Below are 20,062 nucleotides of genomic sequence, written 5' to 3' on the forward strand. Positions count from 1 at the left end.
GGGAATACATGAGCACGACAGTCATTGTATCTGGTGCGAGAACACCATTTGGAAAACTGGGCGGATCTTTAAGTGGTTTAACTGCCGCAGAATTAGGCGGAATGGCAATCAAGGCTACGCTGGACAGAGCCTCAAGTTCTCATAAGGTGGATGAGGTCATCATGGGAAGTGTTCTTCAAGGAGGCCAAGGTCAGATCCCTTCTAGGCAAGCAGCTAGATATGCTGATCTTCCATGGTCGGTTCCGACACAAACCATCAATAAAGTCTGTGCATCTGGCATGCGCAGTGTTAGCACAGCAGATCAAATGATTCGAGCAGGAGATGTAGAGGTCATAGTGGCGGGCGGTATGGAATCCATGTCTCATACCCCTTATCTTCTAAAAAAAGCGCGATGGGGCTACAAAATGGGAGATGGTGCAGTGCAAGATGCGATGATTTTAGATGGATTAACCTGTTCGTTTACAGGTGTTCATATGGGCGAATATGGAAGCATGACAGCGAAGGAGCTCGGCATCACCCGAGAAGAGCAAGACCTTTGGGCGCTAAGAAGCCATGAGCGAGCCATTGAAGCTCAAAAAAGTGGCTTTTTTAAAAATGAAATCACCCCAGTCACCGTCAAGACGAAAAAAGGGGATCAGCTGATCACAGAAGATGAATCCCCGCGGCGTGATACGTCTTATGAAAGGTTATCAAAGCTCATGCCTGTTTTTGATCAGACCGGTACCATTACTGCTGGGAACGCACCAGGTGTCAATGACGGAGCAAGTGCGCTTCTTCTAATGAAAGACACATATGCTAAGCAGCATGGCGAAAAACCAATGGCTGTCGTGCTTGGACATACACAGGTAGCAGTAGAGGCAAAGGACTTTCCAAAAACACCAGCCTTTGCGATCGAAAAATTGATACAGAAAACAGGAAAGCGTTTAGAGGATATCGATTTGTTTGAAATCAATGAGGCTTTTTCAGTAGTGGCTCTGGCATGCGAAAAAATACTCGGGCTGGACCGGCGGAAAATGAATGTCAACGGAGGAGCAGTCGCGCTCGGTCACCCGATTGGGGCAAGCGGAACACGTATCATACTGACCTTGATTCATGCACTCAGACAAAGAGGCGGCGGCATTGGCATCGCGGCGATTTGCAGTGGGGGCGGTCAAGGAGATGCCATCATGATCAAGGTGGATTAAAAGGGAGGCGTTTATTGTCATGAGTACAGAAGAGACCGTCATGGTCGTCGGGGCTGGTCAAATGGGATCAGGCATTGCCCAAATATTTGCTCAGTCAGGCTACACAGTCCTACTCCATGATGCACAAGAAGAGCAGATTCATAGAGCGATTTCCTCCATGGCCAAACAACTGACGACACGAGCGGAAAAAGGAAAGCTGGCACATCAGGCAGTCCGTGATATTACGCAGCGGCTTGCTGTCTCCACGGATTTAAAGGACGTACAGCATGCACATTTAGTGATTGAAGCGGCATCTGAACAAATGAGTGTTAAGAAACAAATCTTTAAAACTCTCGATCAATATGCAGAGGAGAAGACGATATTTGCGACCAATACGTCTTCCCTGTCCATCACCGAATTAGCAGCCGCTACGACAAGGCCAGAGCAGGTCATTGGCATGCATTTTATGAATCCGGTTCCTGTGATGAAGCTGGTTGAGGTCATCCGTGCACTGCAAACGAATGACGAAACGTATCAATTCGTTTTTGAAACAGCGAAGAAATTAAACAAAACCCCAATTGAAGTGGAGGACTTTCCGGGTTTTGTATCAAATCGCATATTGATGCCGATGATCAATGAGGCCATCTACACCCTTTATGAAGGCGTGGCAGATGCAGAAAGCATTGACAGTGTCATGACACTTGGGATGAATCACCCAATGGGTCCGCTTCGTCTCGCTGATTTAATCGGACTGGATACATGTTTATTTATTATGAATACCCTTCACGAGGGTCTTGGAGATAGCAAATATAGACCTTGTCCTCTTTTGAAAAAATACGTGAACGCAGGCTGGCTTGGCAGAAAGACAAAGAGAGGTTTTTACACATACCACGACCACTCATAGGGGGAGTCAAGATGGATGTTATGCTAACGGAAAAACAGCGTCTCTGGAGAGAACAAGTGGCATCATTTGCACGTCAGCATGTATTCCCTGAAGTAGAAGCCATGGAACAAGGCCAGTTTCCAAAAACACTTTTAGCTGAGATGGGAGGTCAAGGCTTTCTAGGGCTTCCGATACCAGCTGCGTATCAAGGATTAGGGGCAGATTTTACAACGTATATCATCGCGATTCATGAATTATCGAAAGTGAGTGCAACCATCGGTGTCATTGTGTCCGTTCATACATCTGTTGTGACGATGCCTATTTTGGCTTTTGGTACGACCGAGCAAAAAGAATCCTATGTTCCGCTGCTTGCGTCTGGGCAGAAACTGGGCGCCTTTTGCCTGACTGAACCAACAGCTGGCTCAGATGCTTCTAGTATTCAGCTAAGAGCAGAGCGGGTAGACGACCACTATGAGTTAAATGGAACGAAAATTTTTATCACAAGCGGCGGGGAAGCAGAACTGTATCTTGTATTTGCAGTGACAGACCCTGCTTCTGCTAAAAAAAATATATCGGCGTTCATTGTCGAAAAAGATACGCCGGGTTTTACGATCGGAAAAGATGAGAAGAAGATGGGGCTGCACGGATCAAAAACAGTGACGCTTCATTTTGATGGCGTGCGAATTCCGAAGGAGCAGCTGCTCGGTGCGGAAGGAGAGGGCTTTCGAATGGCCATGTCTAGCTTAAATGCGGGGAGAATCGGTATCGCGGCCCAAAGCCTTGGTATTGCAGAAGCCGCATTAACGGAGGCAGTGACTTATTTAAAGCAGCATCCAGCCGGTCTTGAAACGACCATTCGGTTAGGCGATTTGGCGGCGAAGCTTGAAGCGGCCAAGTTGCTCGTCTATCAAGCAGCTTCTTATAAAGAGGCAAATCGCCCAGTCACAAAGGAAGCGTCGATGGCAAAGTTATTTGCTTCAAAAACGGCGGTTGAGATCAGTACAGAAGCCATCCATTTGCTAGGCATGGACGGTTATACCAATCGATATCACGCAGAACGCTATTTTCGTGATGCGAAAATTTGTGAAATCTATGAAGGAACAAGTGAAATTCAAAGGCTGGTCATTTGTAAACAGCTAATATGAAATGAGGTGGCTCATGATGCAGTTCCAATTAAGTGATGAACATGAAATGATACAAAAAATGGTGAGAGATTTTGCGAGAAATGAAGTGGAGCCAACAGCAGCAGAGCGGGATGAGACAGAAACCTATGATCCAGCTATTTTTCGCCAGATGGCGGAGCTCGGTTTAACGGGCATACCTTGGCCGGAAGAGGTTGGCGGGATCGGCAGTGACTATTTAGCCTATGTCATAGCGGTTGAGGAGCTCTCAAGAGTGTGCGCCTCTACGGGCGTTACCCTGTCTGCTCATACATCTCTCGCCTCATGGCCAATCTATACCTTCGGGACAGATGAGCAAAAGGAGACCTATTTAAAGCCGCTTGCAGAGGGACAGAAGATAGGTGCATACGCACTTACTGAAAGCGGCTCCGGTTCTGATGCAGGCGGAATGAAGACAACAGCAGTGAAAGCGGGTAGTGAATACGTCCTGAATGGTGCGAAAATCTTTATAACAAATGGAAGCATTGCGGATTATTATATTGTGTTTGCCGTGACTGACCAAGAAGCTACATCTCGAAATACAACCGCCTTTATTGTAGAAAAAGAGACACCGGGCTTCTCGATAGGTAAAAAAGAAAGCAAGCTGGGCATACGCTCATCGCCAACAACTGAAATCATATTTGAAGATTGTCGCATTCATGAAAGGAACCGGCTCGGCAAAGAAGGAGAAGGATTTAAAATAGCCATGATGACGCTCGATGGCGGCAGAAACGGCATTGCTGCACAGGCTGTAGGGATCGCCCAAGGTGCTCTTGATGCGGCGGTCAATTATGCAAAGGAGCGCAAGCAATTTGGGAAACCGATCATTCAGCAGCAAGGGATCGCTTTTAAGCTAGCCGATATGGCGACAGCGATCGAGGCGTCGAGACTGCTCACGTACCAGGCAGCATGGCTTGAAACGAAAGGGCTTCCGTATGGAAAGGAATCAGCCATGTCCAAGCTCTTTGCTGGTGATACAGCCATGAAGGTCACGACAGAAGCGGTTCAAATCTTCGGCGGGTACGGCTATACAAAGGATTACCCAGTCGAACGATACATGCGTGATGCGAAAATCACTCAAATTTACGAAGGAACACAGGAAATCCAGCGGCTGGTCATCTCACGGAAACTGCTAGATATGTAGAAAAAAAGCAAAGACCACCTGAACGTGAGGTGGTCTGTTTTGGTTTTGTTTCAATCATTTTTCGAATTTGAGGCAATTTCCAATATTGATCCATATCATCATGGCATTATGTTAAAATTGGGAAAAATATAAATAAGGAGGTTATGATGATGACGACCATCTTAGCATTAGTCACTCTGGTTATTTGGATCATGGTTTCCACAGAGCTTTCGAAGTCTTCAAAGAAGGACGATCAAGAAAAAAGTCGCAGAAAGTTAATCGTATTAATGTCTGCGGGGACTTTGTTTACCATACCTGTCGTTTTCTCATTAATCCAGAACATCCAGCTTTAAATATGCACATTCGCCTATATTGCGGCTGTCTGTTTCGATTTCATCCATTTGAAAAAGACATAACGGACAAGCGGCCCCATAATCAATAGCTGTAAAGGCAGCGCCATGATCACATTATGACCGAAAATCGTAAAGTAATCAGACAGAATTGATTGTGCTTGAAATCCTGTGCTGATGCTTTGAACCACATATCCGCATAAAGACATGAGGCACACCATTCCAAATACGATGCAGATGGAAAGAGTGAGAATAAAATAGATTTTCTTGCCTTTCGGGGCAAAGCGGCTGGCTGCTTTTTTTGCTGAAGGTTCAACAATGTACATTTCAATCAACAAAGCGATGACAAAACCGAGCACATAGCTGAGAACCCCTTCTAACCACGTCATATGTCCAAGCTGCCCGTTTAGAAATAGATTGTAAAAGAACATTACTGAAAACATACAAAAACACATCAATACACCAAATTGTATATCTTCTTTTTTTGTCATTGGCAATTCGATCAACCTCTCAAAATTAGTCTACTTATTATAGATTTTTGTATCAAACGGTCGTAAGTGAACATTTTGTGAAGGAATAAATCCCCTTTTTAAAGAAGAAGAAGTAGCTCTTATACGATCAAAATGGAAGATAAAAATGCACGCAAAATGTGTACGGCACACAAGAACCAGTCCAATTCTGCGCAAATGATTGACCTCTGGAGGCTCCTCATGAGAAAAAATCAAAATTTAACATCGATAAAGGTGGCATAAACTCCCCTAATTTGTTTATAATGAGAGGTATGGTTTGTCGTAAGAATAAGGTATAAATACTTATTATTTCACTGATAAATGGATACATACATGTAATAGAAAGGGAGTGTCTGACCTTGAGTTTGAAAGAATACTCACAGGAACAGCTCAAACAAATGTCTTTAGTTGAACTTGCTTATGAAATTTTCAGAGACAGCAAAACACCGATTACGTTTTCCGAGTTAATAGATGAAATGATCCGTTTGCAAGGGATACAAAAATCTGATCTTGATGATCGACTTGCCCAATTTTATACAGACTTAAATATAGATGGCCGCTTTATTTCGTTAGGTGATCAGAGATGGGGACTTCGCAGCTGGTATCCAGTTGATCAAATCGAAGAAGAAGTTCAGCCAGCTGTGAAAACAAAAGCGAAAAAGAAAAAAACAAAAGCAGCTGTCGTTGAAGAAGACTTCGATGAGATTGAAGAGGAAGAAGAAATCGAAGAGCTTGAAGAAGATCTTGATCTTGTTGAAGACGACGATGATCTCGACTTAGATGAAGAAGAAGTTGATGAAGATCTAGAAGACTTCGACGAAGATGATGATGACGAAGATGATGACGGCTTAACGGAGATTGATGAAGACGATTTAGACGAGGAAAAGGAAGGCAAATAATCCTTTGAAACCGGTCCTTAAAACAGGACAAAACCGTCTTGACTTTCGAGAGCGAACTATGTAGTATGTATTTTGGGCTCTCTAAAAAGAGTACGTAAAGATACGTTCATTTACGCTCCCTTTCATTTATTTGAAAGGGAGCTTTCTTATTTTTCAAGAGATTTAGGGATACACTCTAAAAAGGATGAAGCTGTGCATGTCTAGTCATGCAAGGGTAAAAAAGAGAGGAGCATACGAAATGACAAAGTATATTTTTGTAACAGGAGGAGTTGTTTCCTCACTTGGAAAAGGGATCACGGCTGCATCGTTAGGCCGCCTTCTAAAAAACAGAGGGATGGATGTCACCATTCAAAAATTCGATCCATATATAAATGTAGACCCAGGGACAATGAGTCCATACCAGCATGGTGAAGTATTTGTTACAGATGACGGTGCTGAAACAGACCTTGACTTAGGTCACTACGAGCGTTTCATTGATATTAACTTAAATAAGTATAGCAACGTAACAACGGGTAAAATCTACTCTACTGTCTTGAAAAAAGAGCGTCGCGGCGACTATTTAGGCGGTACAGTACAGGTCATTCCCCATATTACAAATGAAATCAAAGACCGTGTATACCGCGCAGGGAAAGAAACTGGTGCGGATGTTGTCATTACAGAAATTGGCGGAACAGTTGGAGATATCGAATCCCTTCCATTCCTTGAAGCGATTCGTCAAATGAAGAGTGACATCGGACGTGAAAATGTCATGTACATTCATTGTACCCTTGTTCCTTACATCCGTGCAGCGGGCGAACTGAAAACAAAACCAACACAGCATAGTGTGAAAGAACTTCGCAGCCTTGGCATTCAGCCAAACGTCATTGTTGTCAGAACAGAAATGCCAATGACACAAGACATGAAGGACAAAATTGCTCTATTCTGTGATATTGATACAAAAGCTGTCATCGAATGTCAGGATGCAGACACCCTTTACTCCATTCCGCTTGATTTACAAAAACAAGGATTAGACAAGCTTGTATGTGAACACATGAAGCTTGAATGCCAAGATGCGGACATGACTGAGTGGACGGCTCTTGTCGACAAAGTGCAAAACCTTTCAAAACAAGTAACGATTGGACTTGTAGGGAAATATGTTGAGCTGCAAGATGCATACATTTCTGTTGTTGAATCACTTCGTCATGCTGGCTATGCATTTGATGCTGATGTTCAAATCAAATGGATCAATGCAGAGGAAGTCACAGCGGAGAATATAGCTGATTTCGCTCAAGATGTTGACGGTATGATCGTTCCTGGAGGCTTCGGAGACCGCGGAGTGGAAGGGAAAATCATTGCAACACAATATGCCCGCGAAAACAAAGTGCCATTCTTCGGCATTTGCCTAGGAATGCAAGTCGCTTCTATCGAATATGCGAGAAACGTACTAGGTCTTGAGGGAGCTCATTCAGCGGAAATTGATCCGGAAACAGCATTCCCAATCATCGACCTTCTTCCAGAACAGAAGGATGTAGATGATCTAGGCGGAACACTTCGTCTTGGCCTGTACCCTTGTAAATTAAATGAAGACTCGAAAGCATTTGCTGCATACAATGACGAAGTGGTCTACGAACGCCACCGTCATCGTTATGAGTTTAATAACGAATACAGACAGCAAATGGAAGCAGCGGGCTTTGTATTCTCTGGTACAAGCCCAGACGGACGTCTTGTTGAAATTATCGAGCTGAAGGATCACCCTTGGTTCCTTGCTTCTCAGTTCCACCCAGAATTCATTTCAAGACCGACAAGACCACAGCCATTATTTAGAGATTTCGTTGGTGCTTCTTTGCAAGCATCTGAATCAAAATAAAACAAAAAACTGCCGAGAATATCATCTTCTCGGCAGTTTTTTTATTCATATTCTTCAACGATTTCTTTCACAGTAAACGATAGAGCGTGGTAGACATATAAGCAGGTCATTAACGCAGGATAGCCGAACCTTGTTCCATCCTCAGCAGGCACAAGTGGTTTCTTGAGCTGGAAATCAATGTGAACATCGCAATGCTCTTCAATCATTGACGGCTCCTTTTGTGCTGGCCCAACTCCAACAATGGGCGTACCTTGCGCGTGCAGTTCTTTTACGAGGGATTGGATCTCCTGATCTTGTGGATCTGAATAAAAAAGCAGCACCCTGTCACTTGGGTGAAGTAAGCTGCGCTCCTTTTGACCCAGCGGCAGTACTTTCGCACCGGGAAAGGGCTCCTTGCTTTCGGATGCCTCTAGGGCTACAGCAGCCAGCTCTTTCTTTCCGTGGAAATAAACGGCATGTCCACTGACAACGGATTGAGCAAGAAGGCGTGCACCGTCCTCAATCGCTTCTGTCTGCTTTTCTCCAATACGTGAAAAAATACCTGATAACTGGGTTGTGAAAATTTTTAACAAGACTCATTTCCTCCTTCGGTTAGCTCATTTTATAATAGAATATAAAGAGAATATTAGGAAAAATGCTCAGAAAATGTCGTAAAGTAGACTATTATAAATAAAGGAAATGTGAAAATCAAACAGAATTATTTAACAACTGCTCTTTTTATGGCGAAAAATGAAAGCGATGGGGTGTAACAGATGAATGAGAAAATTTTAATTGTCGATGATCAGTACGGTATTAGAATATTGCTGAATGAAGTGTTTCATAAAGAAGGCTATCAAACCTTCCAAGCGGCCAATGGTCTACAAGCGTTAGATATTGTGAAAAACCATAGACCGAACCTTGTTCTGCTTGATATGAAGATTCCCGGAATGGATGGGATTGAGATTTTAAAACGAATGAAATTAATTGATGAAGACATCCGCGTGATCATTATGACAGCTTATGGCGAATTAGATATGATTCAAGAATCCAAAGAACTCGGTGCGTTGACACACTTTGCTAAACCATTTGATATTGATGAGATCCGAGATGCAGTCAAAGAATACTTGCCTCTTGAAACAAATGGCTAGCTGGAAATGATTGAATCGAGTCATTCTGTTGCCGATTTGTCGAATAATTGGTATTCTAGATAAGAAGAAGAAAGCGATCTGACTTTGAAAGTTTACATATGGCGAGAAATTCTGGTCATGCTAGGGTGGAGAGCTTTTTTTAGTAAGCAAATTAGCTACATAGGGAGGATTTTTCATCATGCCTTTAGTTTCAATGACAGAAATGTTGAAAGACGCAAAGGAAAAAGGTTACGCTGTTGGACAGTTTAACTTAAATAACTTAGAATTCACGCAAGCGATTTTACAAGCTGCTGAAGAAGAGAAATCTCCAGTTATCTTAGGAGTATCTGAAGGAGCAGGACGCTACATGGGCGGCTTCAAAACAGTTGTCGCAATGGTTAAAGCGTTAATCGAAGAATATAATGTAACAGTTCCTGTTGCGATTCATTTAGATCACGGTTCAAGCTTTGAATCTTGTGCAAAAGCGATTCATGCAGGATTTACTTCTGTTATGATCGATGCTTCTCACCACCCATTCGATGAGAATGTGGCAACAACTGCAAAAGTAGTTGAGCTTGCACATTTCCACGGTGTATCTGTAGAAGCTGAGCTTGGAACTGTTGGTGGACAAGAAGACGACGTCATCGCTGAGGGCGTTATTTATGCTGATCCAAAAGAGTGCAAAGAGCTTGTAGAACGTACTGGTATCGACTGCCTTGCACCTGCACTAGGTTCAGTTCATGGTCCATACAAAGGTGAACCAAACCTTGGTTTCGCTGAAATGGAAGAAATTGGTAAAACAACAGGTCTTCCACTTGTTCTTCACGGCGGAACAGGTATCCCAACTGCTGACATCAAGCGTTCAATTTCACTTGGTACAGCAAAAATCAATGTAAACACTGAAAACCAAATTGCTTCTGCGAAAGCAGTTCGCGAAACACTTGCTGTAAAAACAGAAGAGTATGATCCACGTAAATATCTTGGACCAGCTCGTGACGCAATTAAAGCAACTGTTATCGGCAAAATGCGCGAATTTGGTTCTTCTAACCAAGCATAATTTGATGAGAACCGAAAGCCGCCTGAGTCACAGGCGGTTTTCTCCATATCTTGAGAAAGCGCAATCAAATTTACATTTCAGACAATTTATTGATAGGAGAGTGGCACAGTTATGTTATTTTTTGTAGATACAGCGAATATTGCAGACATCAAAGAGGCGCACGAGCTTGGCATTTTAGCAGGCGTCACAACAAACCCTAGTTTAGTAGCGAAAGAAAAGGACGTATCATTCCACGATCGCCTTCGTGAAATCACTGATGTTGTGTCAGGTTCTGTCAGTGCGGAAGTCATTTCCTTAAAAGCAGAGGAAATGATTGAAGAAGGAAAAGAGCTTGCTGCTATTGCACCAAATATCACGGTCAAAGTTCCAATGACAACGGACGGCCTGAAAGCTGTCAAAGCGTTAACAGACCTTGGTATTAAAACAAACGTCACTTTGATTTTTAATTCAAATCAGGCACTGCTTGCAGCTAGAGCTGGTGCGACGTATGTTTCTCCGTTCCTCGGTCGTCTAGATGACATTGGCCACAATGGTCTTGATCTCATTAGCGAAGTGAGAACCATTTTTGATGTTCATGGATTAGATACACAAATCATTGCTGCATCCATTCGTCACCCGCAGCATGTGACAGAAGCTGCGATTAGAGGTGCTCATATCGGCACAATGCCGCTGAAAGTCATCAAGCAGCTGACAAAACACCCATTAACGGATGCAGGCATTGAGCAATTTTTAGCAGACTGGAATAAATAAGTGATTGTGGCAGGCGGGAGCGTATTCCGTTTGCCGCAGTTTTCCTTAAAAACGCTAAGAAATGTTTTGTGCAAAGAAGAGAACATCACAGCCTCGCAAAGCTTCGATTATTTTTCTTCCGACAAATTTCGTTTAACCTGTATTCTTTCTCTTGATATTGGCTAAATTTTGGACAAGACCTTTTAATGCGCGACATCCACAAACAGTATAACTCCAACAGTGATCTTCTTTAAGAAGGGAGACAAATATGGAAAAGTTAAACATTGCCGGCGGTGACCCCTTACGCGGGACCGTACATATTAGTGGTGCGAAAAATAGTGCTGTGGCACTGATTCCTGCCACGATTCTCGCAGATTCTCCAGTAACCATTGAGGGCCTACCGCATATTTCAGATATTGACACATTACGAGATTTGTTAGAAGAAATTGGCGGGAAGGTCACATTTGAAAAAGGTGAAATGGTTGTCAATCCTAAAGAAATGATCAGCATGCCGCTTCCTAATGGGAAAGTGAAGAAACTACGTGCGTCCTATTATTTAATGGGAGCCATGCTCGGCAGGTTCAAGCAGGCTGTCATCGGTTTGCCAGGAGGATGTCACTTAGGACCTAGACCGATCGATCAGCATATCAAAGGCTTTGAAGCACTTGGAGCCGAGGTGACAAACGAGCAGGGTGCGATTTATTTGCGTGCTGAAAAATTAGTCGGAGCCCGTATTTATCTTGATGTTGTCAGTGTCGGTGCGACCATCAATATCATGCTGGCAGCTGTACTGGCCGAAGGAAAAACGGTGATTGAAAATGCCGCAAAAGAGCCCGAAATTATTGACGTAGCAACACTGCTTGCAAGCATGGGAGCCAGAATCAAAGGTGCGGGTACTGATGTGATTCGAATCGAAGGTGTAGAATCTCTTCATGGCTGTAAGCATTCAATCATTCCTGACCGCATAGAAGCAGGTACGTTTTTAATTGCTGGTGCAGCGATGGGAGATGAAGTTGTACTTGATAATGTGATCCCAACTCATTTAGAATCAATTACGGCGAAACTTAGAGAAATGGGGTTCACCATTGAAACGAGCAACGATCAGATGTTGATCGTTGGCAGAAACGAAGGACTCAAGCCTGTCGATATCAAAACCCTTGTGTATCCGGGATTTCCGACTGACCTTCAGCAGCCGATGACGGCTTTGTTAACAAAAGCGAAAGGCACGAGTGTGGTCACAGATACGATCTACTCTGCCCGTTTTAAGCACATTGACGAATTGCGTCGAATGGGTGCAAACATGAAGGTGGAAGGAAGATCTGCCATTATTACAGGACAAACGCAGCTTCAAGGAGCAAAGGTGAAAGCAAGTGATCTGCGTGCAGGTGCTTGTCTCGTTGTCGCAGGGTTGATGGCAGACGGTGTGACCGAAATCACAGGGCTTGAACATATAGACAGAGGTTATAGTTTGCTTGAGGAGAAGCTTGAAGGCTTGGGTGCAACCATCTGGCGTGAAAAGCTGAATGACCAAGAAATAGAAGAACTTCAAAATTCATAAGGCTTTGACTGTGAGAGGAGATTTGGACAAAAATGGAAAGAAGTTTATCGATGGAACTAGTACGGGTGACAGAAGCAGCCGCTTTAAAATCTGCCCGTTGGATGGGAAGAGGAAAGAAAGACGAAGCGGATGATGCTGCAACAAGTGCAATGCGTGATGTATTTGACACTATTCCGATGAAGGGAACAGTCGTCATCGGCGAGGGAGAAATGGACGAAGCGCCAATGCTTTATATTGGGGAAAAGCTTGGCAACGGATATGGACCTCGCGTGGATGTCGCTGTTGATCCATTAGAAGGAACAAATATTGTGGCAAGCGGCGGCTGGAATGCCTTAGCTGTCATTGCGGTTGCAGATCATGGCAACTTGCTGAATGCACCTGATATGTACATGGATAAGATCGCAGTAGGTCCAGAAGCGGTAGGCTGCATCGACATTGAAGCGCCTGTCATTGATAATCTTCGCGCTGTTGCAAAAGCGAAAAACAAAGATATTGAAGATGTTGTTGCGACGATTTTAAACAGAGGTCGACATGAGAAAATTATTGCTGAGCTGAGAGAAGCAGGAGCAAGAATCAAACTAATCGATGATGGTGACGTTGCAGGAGCCATTAATACAGCATTTGATCACACAGGTGTTGATATTCTATTTGGTTCAGGTGGAGCGCCTGAGGGTGTCCTTTCTGCTGTTGCGTTAAAGGCACTTGGTGGAGAAATCCATGGTAAGCTTCTTCCTCAAAGTGAACAAGAGCTGATACGCTGTGAGAAAATGGGGCTAGATGTTGGGAAAGTCCTAAGAATGGAAGACCTCGTAAAAGGAGACGACGCCATTTTTGCAGCGACAGGTGTAACGGACGGCGAGTTATTAAAAGGTGTTCAATTCAAAGGCTCTGTTGGAACAACACATAGTGTTGTCATGCGTGCGAAATCGGGTACTGTTCGATTCGTTGATGGCAGACACAGCTTAAAGAAAAAACCGAATCTTTTTATTCGTCCGTAATCAGAAAGCGGGTATTCATTACCCGCTTTTCATATAGGTTTCAAATGTATATCATTTTCTTTTTAAAGTTGAATATTCTCTGCAAATGAGGTAAAACTAAAGAGTGCTGCGAAATTTCCTGCGAATTTACTTCTTTTAAGCTTCAACAAGTTTAAATACTGCCGCATCATGACGATATACTCATTATCCTTCTCTATGTTGACAAAGCTCTATTCCACATTGATTCTATCGATCACGATAAAACGAGTGGGAGCGTTACCATCAGAGCGAGGTCATTCCAACAAAAAAGGAATTAAAAGCTAATCAAATACAATGGTCATGCATTTGTAATGAAATACATTGACTAGAAAAGTGTGGTGTCCATATTGAAAGATGTTTCGATCTCATCTTTGGAAAATATGAAATTAAAAGAGCTGTATGAGTTAGCAAAACGCTACAAAATCTCTTATTACAGCAAACTAACAAAAAAAGAATTAATCTTTGCCATTCTAAAGGCAAATGCTGAGCAAGAGGATCTCTTATTTATGGAAGGGGTTCTTGAAATTATTCAGTCTGAGGGATTTGGTTTCTTAAGACCGATTAACTACTCCCCAAGTTCTGAAGATATTTATATTTCTGCTTCACAAATCAGACGCTTTGATTTGCGAAATGGAGATAAAGTGTCTGGAAAGGTACGACCTCCAAAAGAGAATGAACGCTACTATGGCCTCCTTCATGTAGAAGCGGTAAATGGGGACGACCCAGAATCAGCAAAGGAACGTGTTCACTTTCCTGCACTCACACCGCTATTTCCTGATCGCCAAATGATTCTTGAAACACAGCCTAATCATCTGTCTACTAGAATTATGGATATGATGGCGCCAGTTGGGTTTGGACAGCGTGGATTAATCGTTGCGCCGCCTAAGGCAGGGAAAACCATTCTACTCAAAGAAATTGCCAACAGCATATCTGAAAATCATCCAGAGGCAGAACTGATTGTCCTTCTGATTGACGAACGCCCGGAGGAAGTAACAGATATCGAACGGTCTGTTGCAGGGGATGTTGTTAGTTCAACCTTTGACGAAGTACCGGAAAACCACATTAAAGTAGCAGAGCTTGTATTAGAGCGTGCCATGCGTCTTGTTGAACATAAAAAAGATGTCATCATCTTAATGGACAGCATTACAAGGCTTGCTCGTGCATACAACCTTGTCATCCCACCAAGCGGCCGAACGCTTTCCGGCGGGATTGATCCAGCGGCTTTCCATCGCCCGAAACGTTTCTTTGGTGCTGCGCGTAACATCGAGGAAGGCGGAAGCTTGACGATTTTAGCTACTGCACTTGTTGATACTGGATCACGTATGGATGATGTGATTTATGAGGAGTTTAAAGGAACTGGAAACATGGAGCTTCATTTGGACCGTTCTCTTGCAGAGAGAAGAATCTTCCCAGCGATCGACATTCGTCGTTCTGGTACGAGAAAAGAAGAACTACTTGTGCCAAAAGAGCATCTTGATCGTCTATGGGCAATGAGAAAATCGATGTCAGATACACCTGACTTTGCTGAGAAGTTCATGCGTAAAATGAGAAAAACAAAGACAAACCAAGAATTTTTCGAAGTTTTAACGCAAGAATGGAAACAAGCAAATATGTCTGCATCAAGAAGATAACTTCCTGAAAAAATACATTTGCAATCATAGACTCACACTGTTATAATTTTATCATGTGCGTTTCAGAATTTATTCTGAGATATTAACTCTGTTTCCGAATTGGATTCAGGGCGGAAGGAGATGACAGTAGATGAAAACAGGAATTCATCCTAACTACAAAAAAGCTACAGTCAAATGCGCTTGTGGAAATGAGTTTGAAACTGGATCAGTAAAAGAAGAGATTCGCATCGAGATTTGTTCTGAGTGCCATCCTTTCTATACAGGCCGTCAAAAATTCGCTTCTGCTGATGGACGTGTTGACCGCTTTAACAAAAAATACGGTCTTAAGTAATAATAGATACAATAAACAGGCAGGAATCCGTTCTTGCCTGTTTTTTTACGTGGATTGATGGAACTTTAAAACGGGGGAGAATAGACCTTATGTATGTGATGAAACAAAGCGGTTGGCTTGAAGTCATCTGCGGTAGTATGTTTTCTGGAAAGTCGGAAGAATTGATTCGGAGAGCCAAAAGATCCACCTTTGCCAAACAAGAAGTAAAAATATTCAAACCAGCGATTGATAACCGATATAGCAAGAGCTCAGTTGTGTCACATAACGGTTCATCAGTAGATGGGATTGCAGTAGCCTCACCAAAAGACATAATAACGCACATATCAGAAAGAACCGATGTCATTGGCATTGATGAGGTGCAATTTTTTGATGAGACAATCATTGATATTGTCACTCAATTGGCTGATAAAGGTTACCGAGTCATTGTTGCAGGCCTGGATCAAGACTTCAGAGGAGAGCCATTTGGTGTTGTTCCGCATTTAATGGCATGTGCAGAGCTTGTAACAAAACTTCAAGCCGTTTGTTCGGTATGCGGCTCCCCAGCGAGTAGAACACAACGCTTGATCGACGGTAAACCCGCATCCTATAATGATCCCATTATTTTAGTAGGTGCGCAGGAATCATATGAAGCACGATGCAGACATCACCATGAAGTACCAAGACTTGACGTTGGTACAACACTTGACAATTAAAAAAATAGCAAATGCCGCTGTGTTTCGTTTTTCGAGATTTTGGCTGAACACCCATCATTTGTACTTAAATAAATTAAATAACACTACGAAAAAATTATCTAATTTTCAACGCTTGCGTTTTGGCATAAGCAGGCATAAAATGACTAACTGTAGTGTAAAGCATTTTAACGAAAAGTTCGATTTCTTGTCATAATTTTTTGATTAAGGGTTTTTCTCCTTAATCGTTCTTTTGATTAATAGTTAACTTTATTTATATTTTAGAAAGAGGGTAGTTTTTGATGAACAACGTGAAGAAAACAAAAGAAGGGTACCTCGAAACCACTTTAACAGGTAAAGATGTATTATCGATTCCAACGTTGAACAAAGGAGTTGCTTTCTCTGAAGAAGAAAGACAAGAGCTTGGACTAGAAGGCTTGCTTCCTCCAACTGTTCTAACTTTAGAACAACAAGCAGAGAGAGCGTACAAGCAGTTTCTTGCTCAGCCAGATCGTCTTCGTCAAAACGTCTACTTAAGCGATTTACAAAACCGTAACGAAGTATTGTTCTACAAGCTGTTAAAAGACAAGCTTCGTGAAATGCTTCCAGTTGTCTACACACCAACTGTTGGTGAAGCCATTCAAGAATACAGCCATGAATACAGAAGACCTCATGGTGTTTATCTTTCAATCGACAACATTGACGGCATTGAGAAAGCATTTGAAAACTTACATGCAACAGCTGGAGATATTGACCTAATCGTTGCAACTGACTCTGAGAGTATCCTTGGAATTGGTGACTGGGGTGTTGGTGGTATCAACATCGCAATCGGTAAATTAGCTGTTTACACGGCAGCAGCAGGTATTGATCCAAGCCGCGTGATTCCAGTTGTATTAGATGTTGGAACAAACAATGAAAAATTATTGAATGATCCATTATACATCGGTAACCATCACAAACGTGTACAAGGTGAAAAATACGAAGAGTTCATTGATGCTTATGTAAAAGCAGCACTTAAATTCTTCCCGAAAGCATTGCTTCACTGGGAAGACCTTGGAAACAAAAATGCTCGTAACATCATGAAAAAATACAATGATAGCATCCTAACGTTCAATGATGATATTCAAGGTACTGGTGCCATTACTTTAGCGGGTGTACTTGCAGCTGTCAAGAAAACTGGTACACAATTGAAAGATCACCGTGTTGTGATTTTCGGAGCAGGATCAGCTGGTATCGGAATCGCAGATCAAGTGCGTGACACAATGGTACTTGAAGGTCTGACTGAAGAAGAAGCAAACAATGCATTCTGGACATTAGACTACAGAGGGCTATTAACAGATCAATTTGAAGATGAAGTGCTTGATTTCCAAAAACCGTATCTTCGTTCATCTGACGAAGTTGAGGGCTGGGCACGTGATGAAAAAGGACAAATCTCATTTGCAGAAACCGTTCGCAAAGTGAAGCCAACAATCCTAATCGGTACATCAGGTCAAGGCGGCGCATTCACTGAAGAAATCATTAAAGAAATGGCAGCTCATACAGAGCGTCCAGTGATCATGCCAATGTCTAACCCAACACCACTTGCTGAGGCAGTGCCAGAGGATCTGTTTAAATGGACAGACGGCCGTGTGCTGATTGCAACAGGAAGCCCGTTCGAAAACGTTGAGTACAACGGAATCGAACATGAAATCGGACAATCAAACAATGCGTTCGTTTTCCCAGGACTTGGTCTTGGTTCTATCGTCACAGAATCAAAAATCATCACAAAAAGCATGTTTGTTGCTTCTGCAAATGCGATTGCTGAAATGGTTGATCACGAAAAACCAGGTGCTGGCTTACTTCCAAGCATTGATAACTTGCAAGAAGTGTCGATCCATGTGGCAATTGAAGTAGCGAAAGCAGCGATTGAAGATGGAGTCGCAAGAAAAACTCCTGACAACATCGAACAAGCTGTGAAAGATGCAATGTGGATTCCTGAATATAAAAAAATTGTAAGAGCATAATAAAATGTGTAACGCGGCATTGTTTAGGGTAATTTAAGCAATGCCGCAATAAATAGAATTATGTAAAGGATTTAAGGAGGAAGAGTAAGGTGGACTTTTTAAATATTTTGATCCTCCTAGCACCGATTTTTTTCGTTATCGCGCTGGGTTGGTTCGCAGGGAACTTCGGCAGCTATGACGCTAAATCTGCAAAAGGTGTAAGTACACTTGTGACAAAGTATGCTTTGCCAGCGCACTTTATCGCCAGCATTCTGTCAACACCAAAAGATAAATTCTATAGTCAAATTCCGTTTTTCGTTGCATTAATTTTAGGAATCGTTGGTTTTTATATCATTATCCTTCTTGTTACGAAATTTGCTTTTAAATACGATTTAACAAATTCATCTGTTTTCTCGTTAAACTCAGCTCAACCGACCTTTGCATTTATGGGGATTCCGGTCCTAGGCAGTTTATTTGGGGCTCAAGAAGTTGCAATTCCGATTGCAATTACCGGAATAGTTGTAAATGCAATGCTTGATCCAATTGCGATTATTGTGTCAACTGTCGGTGAAAAAACAAAAGGAAAAGCCAAAGACGGCGAAAGTTTCCTTAAAATGACGACAAAAGCCATTTTGCACGGTTTATCAGAGCCGCTTGCACTTGCACCGCTAGCAAGTATCATTCTTGTTCTTTTAGGATTTAAACTTCCTGAAATTGGACATGAAATGTTAGAGGAAATTGGAAGTGTTACATCAGGGGTTGCGCTATTTGCAGTCGGTGTCACTGTTGGTATCCGTAAGATTAAATTAAGCATACCAGCATTCAGTATCGCATTGCTAAAAGTAGCTGTACAACCATTACTTATGTATTTCATCGCCATTTTTATGGGTCTTTCGGCTGATGAAATCACAAAAGCTGTATTGCTTGTTGCTTTCCCAGGTTCAGCTGTTGCAGCGATGATCGCAACGCGATTTGAAAAACAAGAAGCAGAAACTGCATCCGCATTTGTGATAAGTGCAATCATGTCATTAATTTCATTACCGATCATTATTGCACTTACCTCATAATAAAGTAGAAAGGCTGCCTAAACAGGCAGCCTCAGCGTGTAGACAAACCCTCGCATTCGTTGTCAGTCCTGCGCGCCGGTGCTCACGAATATTTCATTCGCTCCGCTCCGGTACTCGTCCTTCCTAGACTTCAAGGGCTTTCTATCACGCTGAAAAGAAACAAAGTGCTAAAATAAAGATCATTTTAGCACTTTGTCAACAATCTGAGGCTGCCTAAACAGGCAGCCTTTTTAGCGAAATGAATGAAACATAGGGAAGAGCACACGTTTCTTTTTGATCTTAGGAGGTGCGATTTCCTGCTCTTCTACTACTTGTGACGGCTTTTTAACTGTCGCGGCGAGGCGTTCAAATTTTGTGGTTAATTCTTCAATTTCTCTACGATGCTGGAGCAGCTGATAGGACACACCTTCATCTGCTTTTTTAGCCAGTTTCCGTTCAAGCTCTTGTAAACGCTCTTCAACATCATGGACGTGTGATTGCTGCTGAATGAGCTGCTTCACTTGTTCTTCTAATGCTTCCATCCTTTGTGTAGAGACGTCAGTTTCGACAGCAGGTGCTAATTGACGAACGGTTTCCTTATGAATGGGCAGTTGAATGTCTTGGAGGATCACACCTTCATTCATTTGGTGTTTGACCTCTTTGAGCAGCTGCACAATATCTTCATGAAAATCATAATGTCCAAGTTCATTTCGGGCGACAGGGATGTTGAGCTGTTTGACCCAACGCTGAATCGTTTTTGAAGAGACGCCAATTTCCTTTGCAACCTCATTTGTATTCAAACCAAATGCCCTCCCTTTTTTCAATTACAAGTACCATTCTCTTCAAGGAGCCCCTGTTCCTTCACGTTAGACAAAACAAGTAACCAATCGTCAAAGATCGTGTTTTCTAGCGGAAAATTGCAGAAAATCAATTGTTTTGGAAATTTTTTTGACTGTCATACCCCGCTATACTATAATTAGACTGTTACGCACAAAACAGAGGTGA

Annotated in this window: 20 protein-coding genes; 17 read left to right on the top strand and 3 right to left on the bottom strand. The window is 42.6% G+C overall.

Annotated features, from left to right (window positions below):
* Positions 1 to 8 precede the first annotated feature (8 nt).
* From BA70_RS03450 to BA70_RS03470, 5 genes are all read left to right on the top strand, one after another.
* Complete coding sequence (locus tag BA70_RS03450) at positions 9 to 1,184, top strand: acetyl-CoA C-acetyltransferase (protein WP_034318235.1); 1,176 nt, start codon at positions 9 to 11, stop codon at positions 1,182 to 1,184.
* Positions 1,185 to 1,203: 19 nt separating this feature from the next.
* The gene (locus BA70_RS03455; RefSeq protein WP_034318237.1) at positions 1,204 to 2,067 is read left to right on the top strand and encodes a 3-hydroxybutyryl-CoA dehydrogenase; all 864 of its coding nucleotides are present in this window, start codon (positions 1,204 to 1,206) and stop codon (positions 2,065 to 2,067) included.
* Positions 2,068 to 2,078: 11 nt separating this feature from the next.
* Positions 2,079 to 3,191, top strand: coding sequence for an acyl-CoA dehydrogenase family protein (locus BA70_RS03460; RefSeq protein WP_034318239.1), 1,113 nt, complete (start codon positions 2,079 to 2,081; stop codon positions 3,189 to 3,191).
* Between the two features lie 16 nt (positions 3,192 to 3,207).
* Positions 3,208 to 4,350, top strand: a complete 1,143-nt coding sequence (locus tag BA70_RS03465; protein ID WP_034318242.1) for an acyl-CoA dehydrogenase — start codon at positions 3,208 to 3,210, stop codon at positions 4,348 to 4,350.
* A 149-nt stretch (positions 4,351 to 4,499) separates the two neighbouring features.
* Complete coding sequence (locus tag BA70_RS03470) at positions 4,500 to 4,682, top strand: hypothetical protein (RefSeq protein WP_239646617.1); 183 nt, start codon at positions 4,500 to 4,502, stop codon at positions 4,680 to 4,682.
* 14 nt (positions 4,683 to 4,696) lie between these two features.
* On the opposite strand, the gene BA70_RS03475 is transcribed toward BA70_RS03470, so the two are convergent.
* Positions 4,697 to 5,170 carry a DUF2798 domain-containing protein gene (locus BA70_RS03475; protein ID WP_239646619.1) on the bottom strand — a complete coding sequence of 158 codons (474 nt, stop codon included), beginning with the start codon at positions 5,168 to 5,170 and terminating at the stop codon, positions 4,697 to 4,699.
* 377 nt (positions 5,171 to 5,547) lie between these two features.
* Here BA70_RS03475 and rpoE point away from each other — a divergent pair, with 377 nt between their 5' ends.
* Both rpoE and pyrG read left to right on the top strand, forming a co-directional pair.
* Positions 5,548 to 6,087 (top strand): DNA-directed RNA polymerase subunit delta, encoded by a 540-nt coding sequence (gene rpoE / locus BA70_RS03480; RefSeq protein ID WP_034318249.1) that lies wholly within the window; start codon positions 5,548 to 5,550, stop codon positions 6,085 to 6,087.
* Between the two features lie 238 nt (positions 6,088 to 6,325).
* On the top strand, positions 6,326 to 7,933 hold the full coding sequence (gene pyrG / locus BA70_RS03485; RefSeq protein ID WP_034318251.1) for a glutamine hydrolyzing CTP synthase: 1,608 nt from the start codon (positions 6,326 to 6,328) through the stop codon (positions 7,931 to 7,933).
* A gap of 41 nt (positions 7,934 to 7,974) precedes the next feature.
* On the opposite strand, the gene BA70_RS03490 is transcribed toward pyrG, so the two are convergent.
* Positions 7,975 to 8,505, bottom strand: coding sequence for a DUF2529 domain-containing protein (locus BA70_RS03490; protein WP_034318254.1), 531 nt, complete (start codon positions 8,503 to 8,505; stop codon positions 7,975 to 7,977).
* A gap of 180 nt (positions 8,506 to 8,685) precedes the next feature.
* Between BA70_RS03490 and BA70_RS03495 the strand changes: the two genes are divergently transcribed.
* The 10 genes from BA70_RS03495 (at position 8,686) to BA70_RS03540 (ending at position 19,078) form a co-directional block, all read left to right on the top strand.
* Complete coding sequence (locus tag BA70_RS03495) at positions 8,686 to 9,060, top strand: response regulator (RefSeq protein WP_003214681.1); 375 nt, start codon at positions 8,686 to 8,688, stop codon at positions 9,058 to 9,060.
* Positions 9,061 to 9,238: 178 nt separating this feature from the next.
* Positions 9,239 to 10,096, top strand: coding sequence for a class II fructose-bisphosphate aldolase (locus BA70_RS03500; protein WP_034318256.1), 858 nt, complete (start codon positions 9,239 to 9,241; stop codon positions 10,094 to 10,096).
* 111 nt (positions 10,097 to 10,207) lie between these two features.
* Positions 10,208 to 10,846: a fructose-6-phosphate aldolase gene (gene fsa, locus BA70_RS03505; RefSeq protein ID WP_034318259.1), complete on the top strand. Its 639-nt coding sequence runs from the start codon at positions 10,208 to 10,210 to the stop codon at positions 10,844 to 10,846.
* Between the two features lie 247 nt (positions 10,847 to 11,093).
* On the top strand, positions 11,094 to 12,383 hold the full coding sequence (locus BA70_RS03510) for a UDP-N-acetylglucosamine 1-carboxyvinyltransferase (RefSeq protein ID WP_034318262.1): 1,290 nt from the start codon (positions 11,094 to 11,096) through the stop codon (positions 12,381 to 12,383).
* A 32-nt stretch (positions 12,384 to 12,415) separates the two neighbouring features.
* Positions 12,416 to 13,381, top strand: coding sequence for a class II fructose-bisphosphatase (gene glpX, locus BA70_RS03515; RefSeq protein WP_034318265.1), 966 nt, complete (start codon positions 12,416 to 12,418; stop codon positions 13,379 to 13,381).
* Positions 13,382 to 13,746: 365 nt separating this feature from the next.
* Positions 13,747 to 15,030 carry a transcription termination factor Rho gene (gene rho, locus BA70_RS03520; RefSeq protein ID WP_034318268.1) on the top strand — a complete coding sequence of 428 codons (1,284 nt, stop codon included), beginning with the start codon at positions 13,747 to 13,749 and terminating at the stop codon, positions 15,028 to 15,030.
* Between the two features lie 130 nt (positions 15,031 to 15,160).
* Entirely contained in the window at positions 15,161 to 15,361 is a 201-nt protein-coding gene (rpmE, locus tag BA70_RS03525; RefSeq protein WP_034318270.1) for a 50S ribosomal protein L31, read from the top strand.
* 89 nt (positions 15,362 to 15,450) lie between these two features.
* Positions 15,451 to 16,053: a thymidine kinase gene (locus tag BA70_RS03530; RefSeq protein WP_034318272.1), complete on the top strand. Its 603-nt coding sequence runs from the start codon at positions 15,451 to 15,453 to the stop codon at positions 16,051 to 16,053.
* Between the two features lie 278 nt (positions 16,054 to 16,331).
* Positions 16,332 to 18,032, top strand: coding sequence for an oxaloacetate-decarboxylating malate dehydrogenase (malS, locus tag BA70_RS03535; protein WP_034318275.1), 1,701 nt, complete (start codon positions 16,332 to 16,334; stop codon positions 18,030 to 18,032).
* Positions 18,033 to 18,121: 89 nt separating this feature from the next.
* The gene (locus tag BA70_RS03540; protein ID WP_034318278.1) at positions 18,122 to 19,078 is read left to right on the top strand and encodes an AEC family transporter; all 957 of its coding nucleotides are present in this window, start codon (positions 18,122 to 18,124) and stop codon (positions 19,076 to 19,078) included.
* Between the two features lie 230 nt (positions 19,079 to 19,308).
* Here the strand turns inward: BA70_RS03540 and racA are convergent, their stop codons facing one another.
* The gene (gene racA, locus BA70_RS03545) at positions 19,309 to 19,857 is read right to left on the bottom strand and encodes a chromosome-anchoring protein RacA (protein WP_034318280.1); all 549 of its coding nucleotides are present in this window, start codon (positions 19,855 to 19,857) and stop codon (positions 19,309 to 19,311) included.
* Positions 19,858 to 20,062: the final 205 nt, after the last annotated feature.

This window comes from Bacillus zhangzhouensis, assembly GCF_000715205.1.
GTDB classification, from domain to species: domain Bacteria; phylum Bacillota; class Bacilli; order Bacillales; family Bacillaceae; genus Bacillus; species Bacillus zhangzhouensis.

What these genes read in the sequence shown, in the direction of transcription:
- BA70_RS03450 (WP_034318235.1), top strand. Translation starts at nt 9, where the DNA reads ATGAGCACGACAGTCATTGTATCTGGTGCGAGAACACCATTTGGAAAA.
- BA70_RS03455 (WP_034318237.1), top strand. Translation starts at nt 1,204, where the DNA reads ATGAGTACAGAAGAGACCGTCATGGTCGTCGGGGCTGGTCAAATGGGA.
- BA70_RS03460 (WP_034318239.1), top strand. Translation starts at nt 2,079, where the DNA reads ATGGATGTTATGCTAACGGAAAAACAGCGTCTCTGGAGAGAACAAGTG.
- BA70_RS03465 (WP_034318242.1), top strand. Translation starts at nt 3,208, where the DNA reads ATGCAGTTCCAATTAAGTGATGAACATGAAATGATACAAAAAATGGTG.
- BA70_RS03470 (WP_239646617.1), top strand. Translation starts at nt 4,500, where the DNA reads ATGACGACCATCTTAGCATTAGTCACTCTGGTTATTTGGATCATGGTT.
- BA70_RS03475 (WP_239646619.1), bottom strand. Translation starts at nt 5,170, where the DNA reads ATGACAAAAAAAGAAGATATACAATTTGGTGTATTGATGTGTTTTTGT.
- pyrG (WP_034318251.1), top strand. Translation starts at nt 6,326, where the DNA reads ATGACAAAGTATATTTTTGTAACAGGAGGAGTTGTTTCCTCACTTGGA.
- BA70_RS03495 (WP_003214681.1), top strand. Translation starts at nt 8,686, where the DNA reads ATGAATGAGAAAATTTTAATTGTCGATGATCAGTACGGTATTAGAATA.
- BA70_RS03500 (WP_034318256.1), top strand. Translation starts at nt 9,239, where the DNA reads ATGCCTTTAGTTTCAATGACAGAAATGTTGAAAGACGCAAAGGAAAAA.
- fsa (WP_034318259.1), top strand. Translation starts at nt 10,208, where the DNA reads ATGTTATTTTTTGTAGATACAGCGAATATTGCAGACATCAAAGAGGCG.
- BA70_RS03510 (WP_034318262.1), top strand. Translation starts at nt 11,094, where the DNA reads ATGGAAAAGTTAAACATTGCCGGCGGTGACCCCTTACGCGGGACCGTA.
- glpX (WP_034318265.1), top strand. Translation starts at nt 12,416, where the DNA reads ATGGAAAGAAGTTTATCGATGGAACTAGTACGGGTGACAGAAGCAGCC.
- rpmE (WP_034318270.1), top strand. Translation starts at nt 15,161, where the DNA reads ATGAAAACAGGAATTCATCCTAACTACAAAAAAGCTACAGTCAAATGC.
- BA70_RS03530 (WP_034318272.1), top strand. Translation starts at nt 15,451, where the DNA reads ATGTATGTGATGAAACAAAGCGGTTGGCTTGAAGTCATCTGCGGTAGT.
- malS (WP_034318275.1), top strand. Translation starts at nt 16,332, where the DNA reads ATGAACAACGTGAAGAAAACAAAAGAAGGGTACCTCGAAACCACTTTA.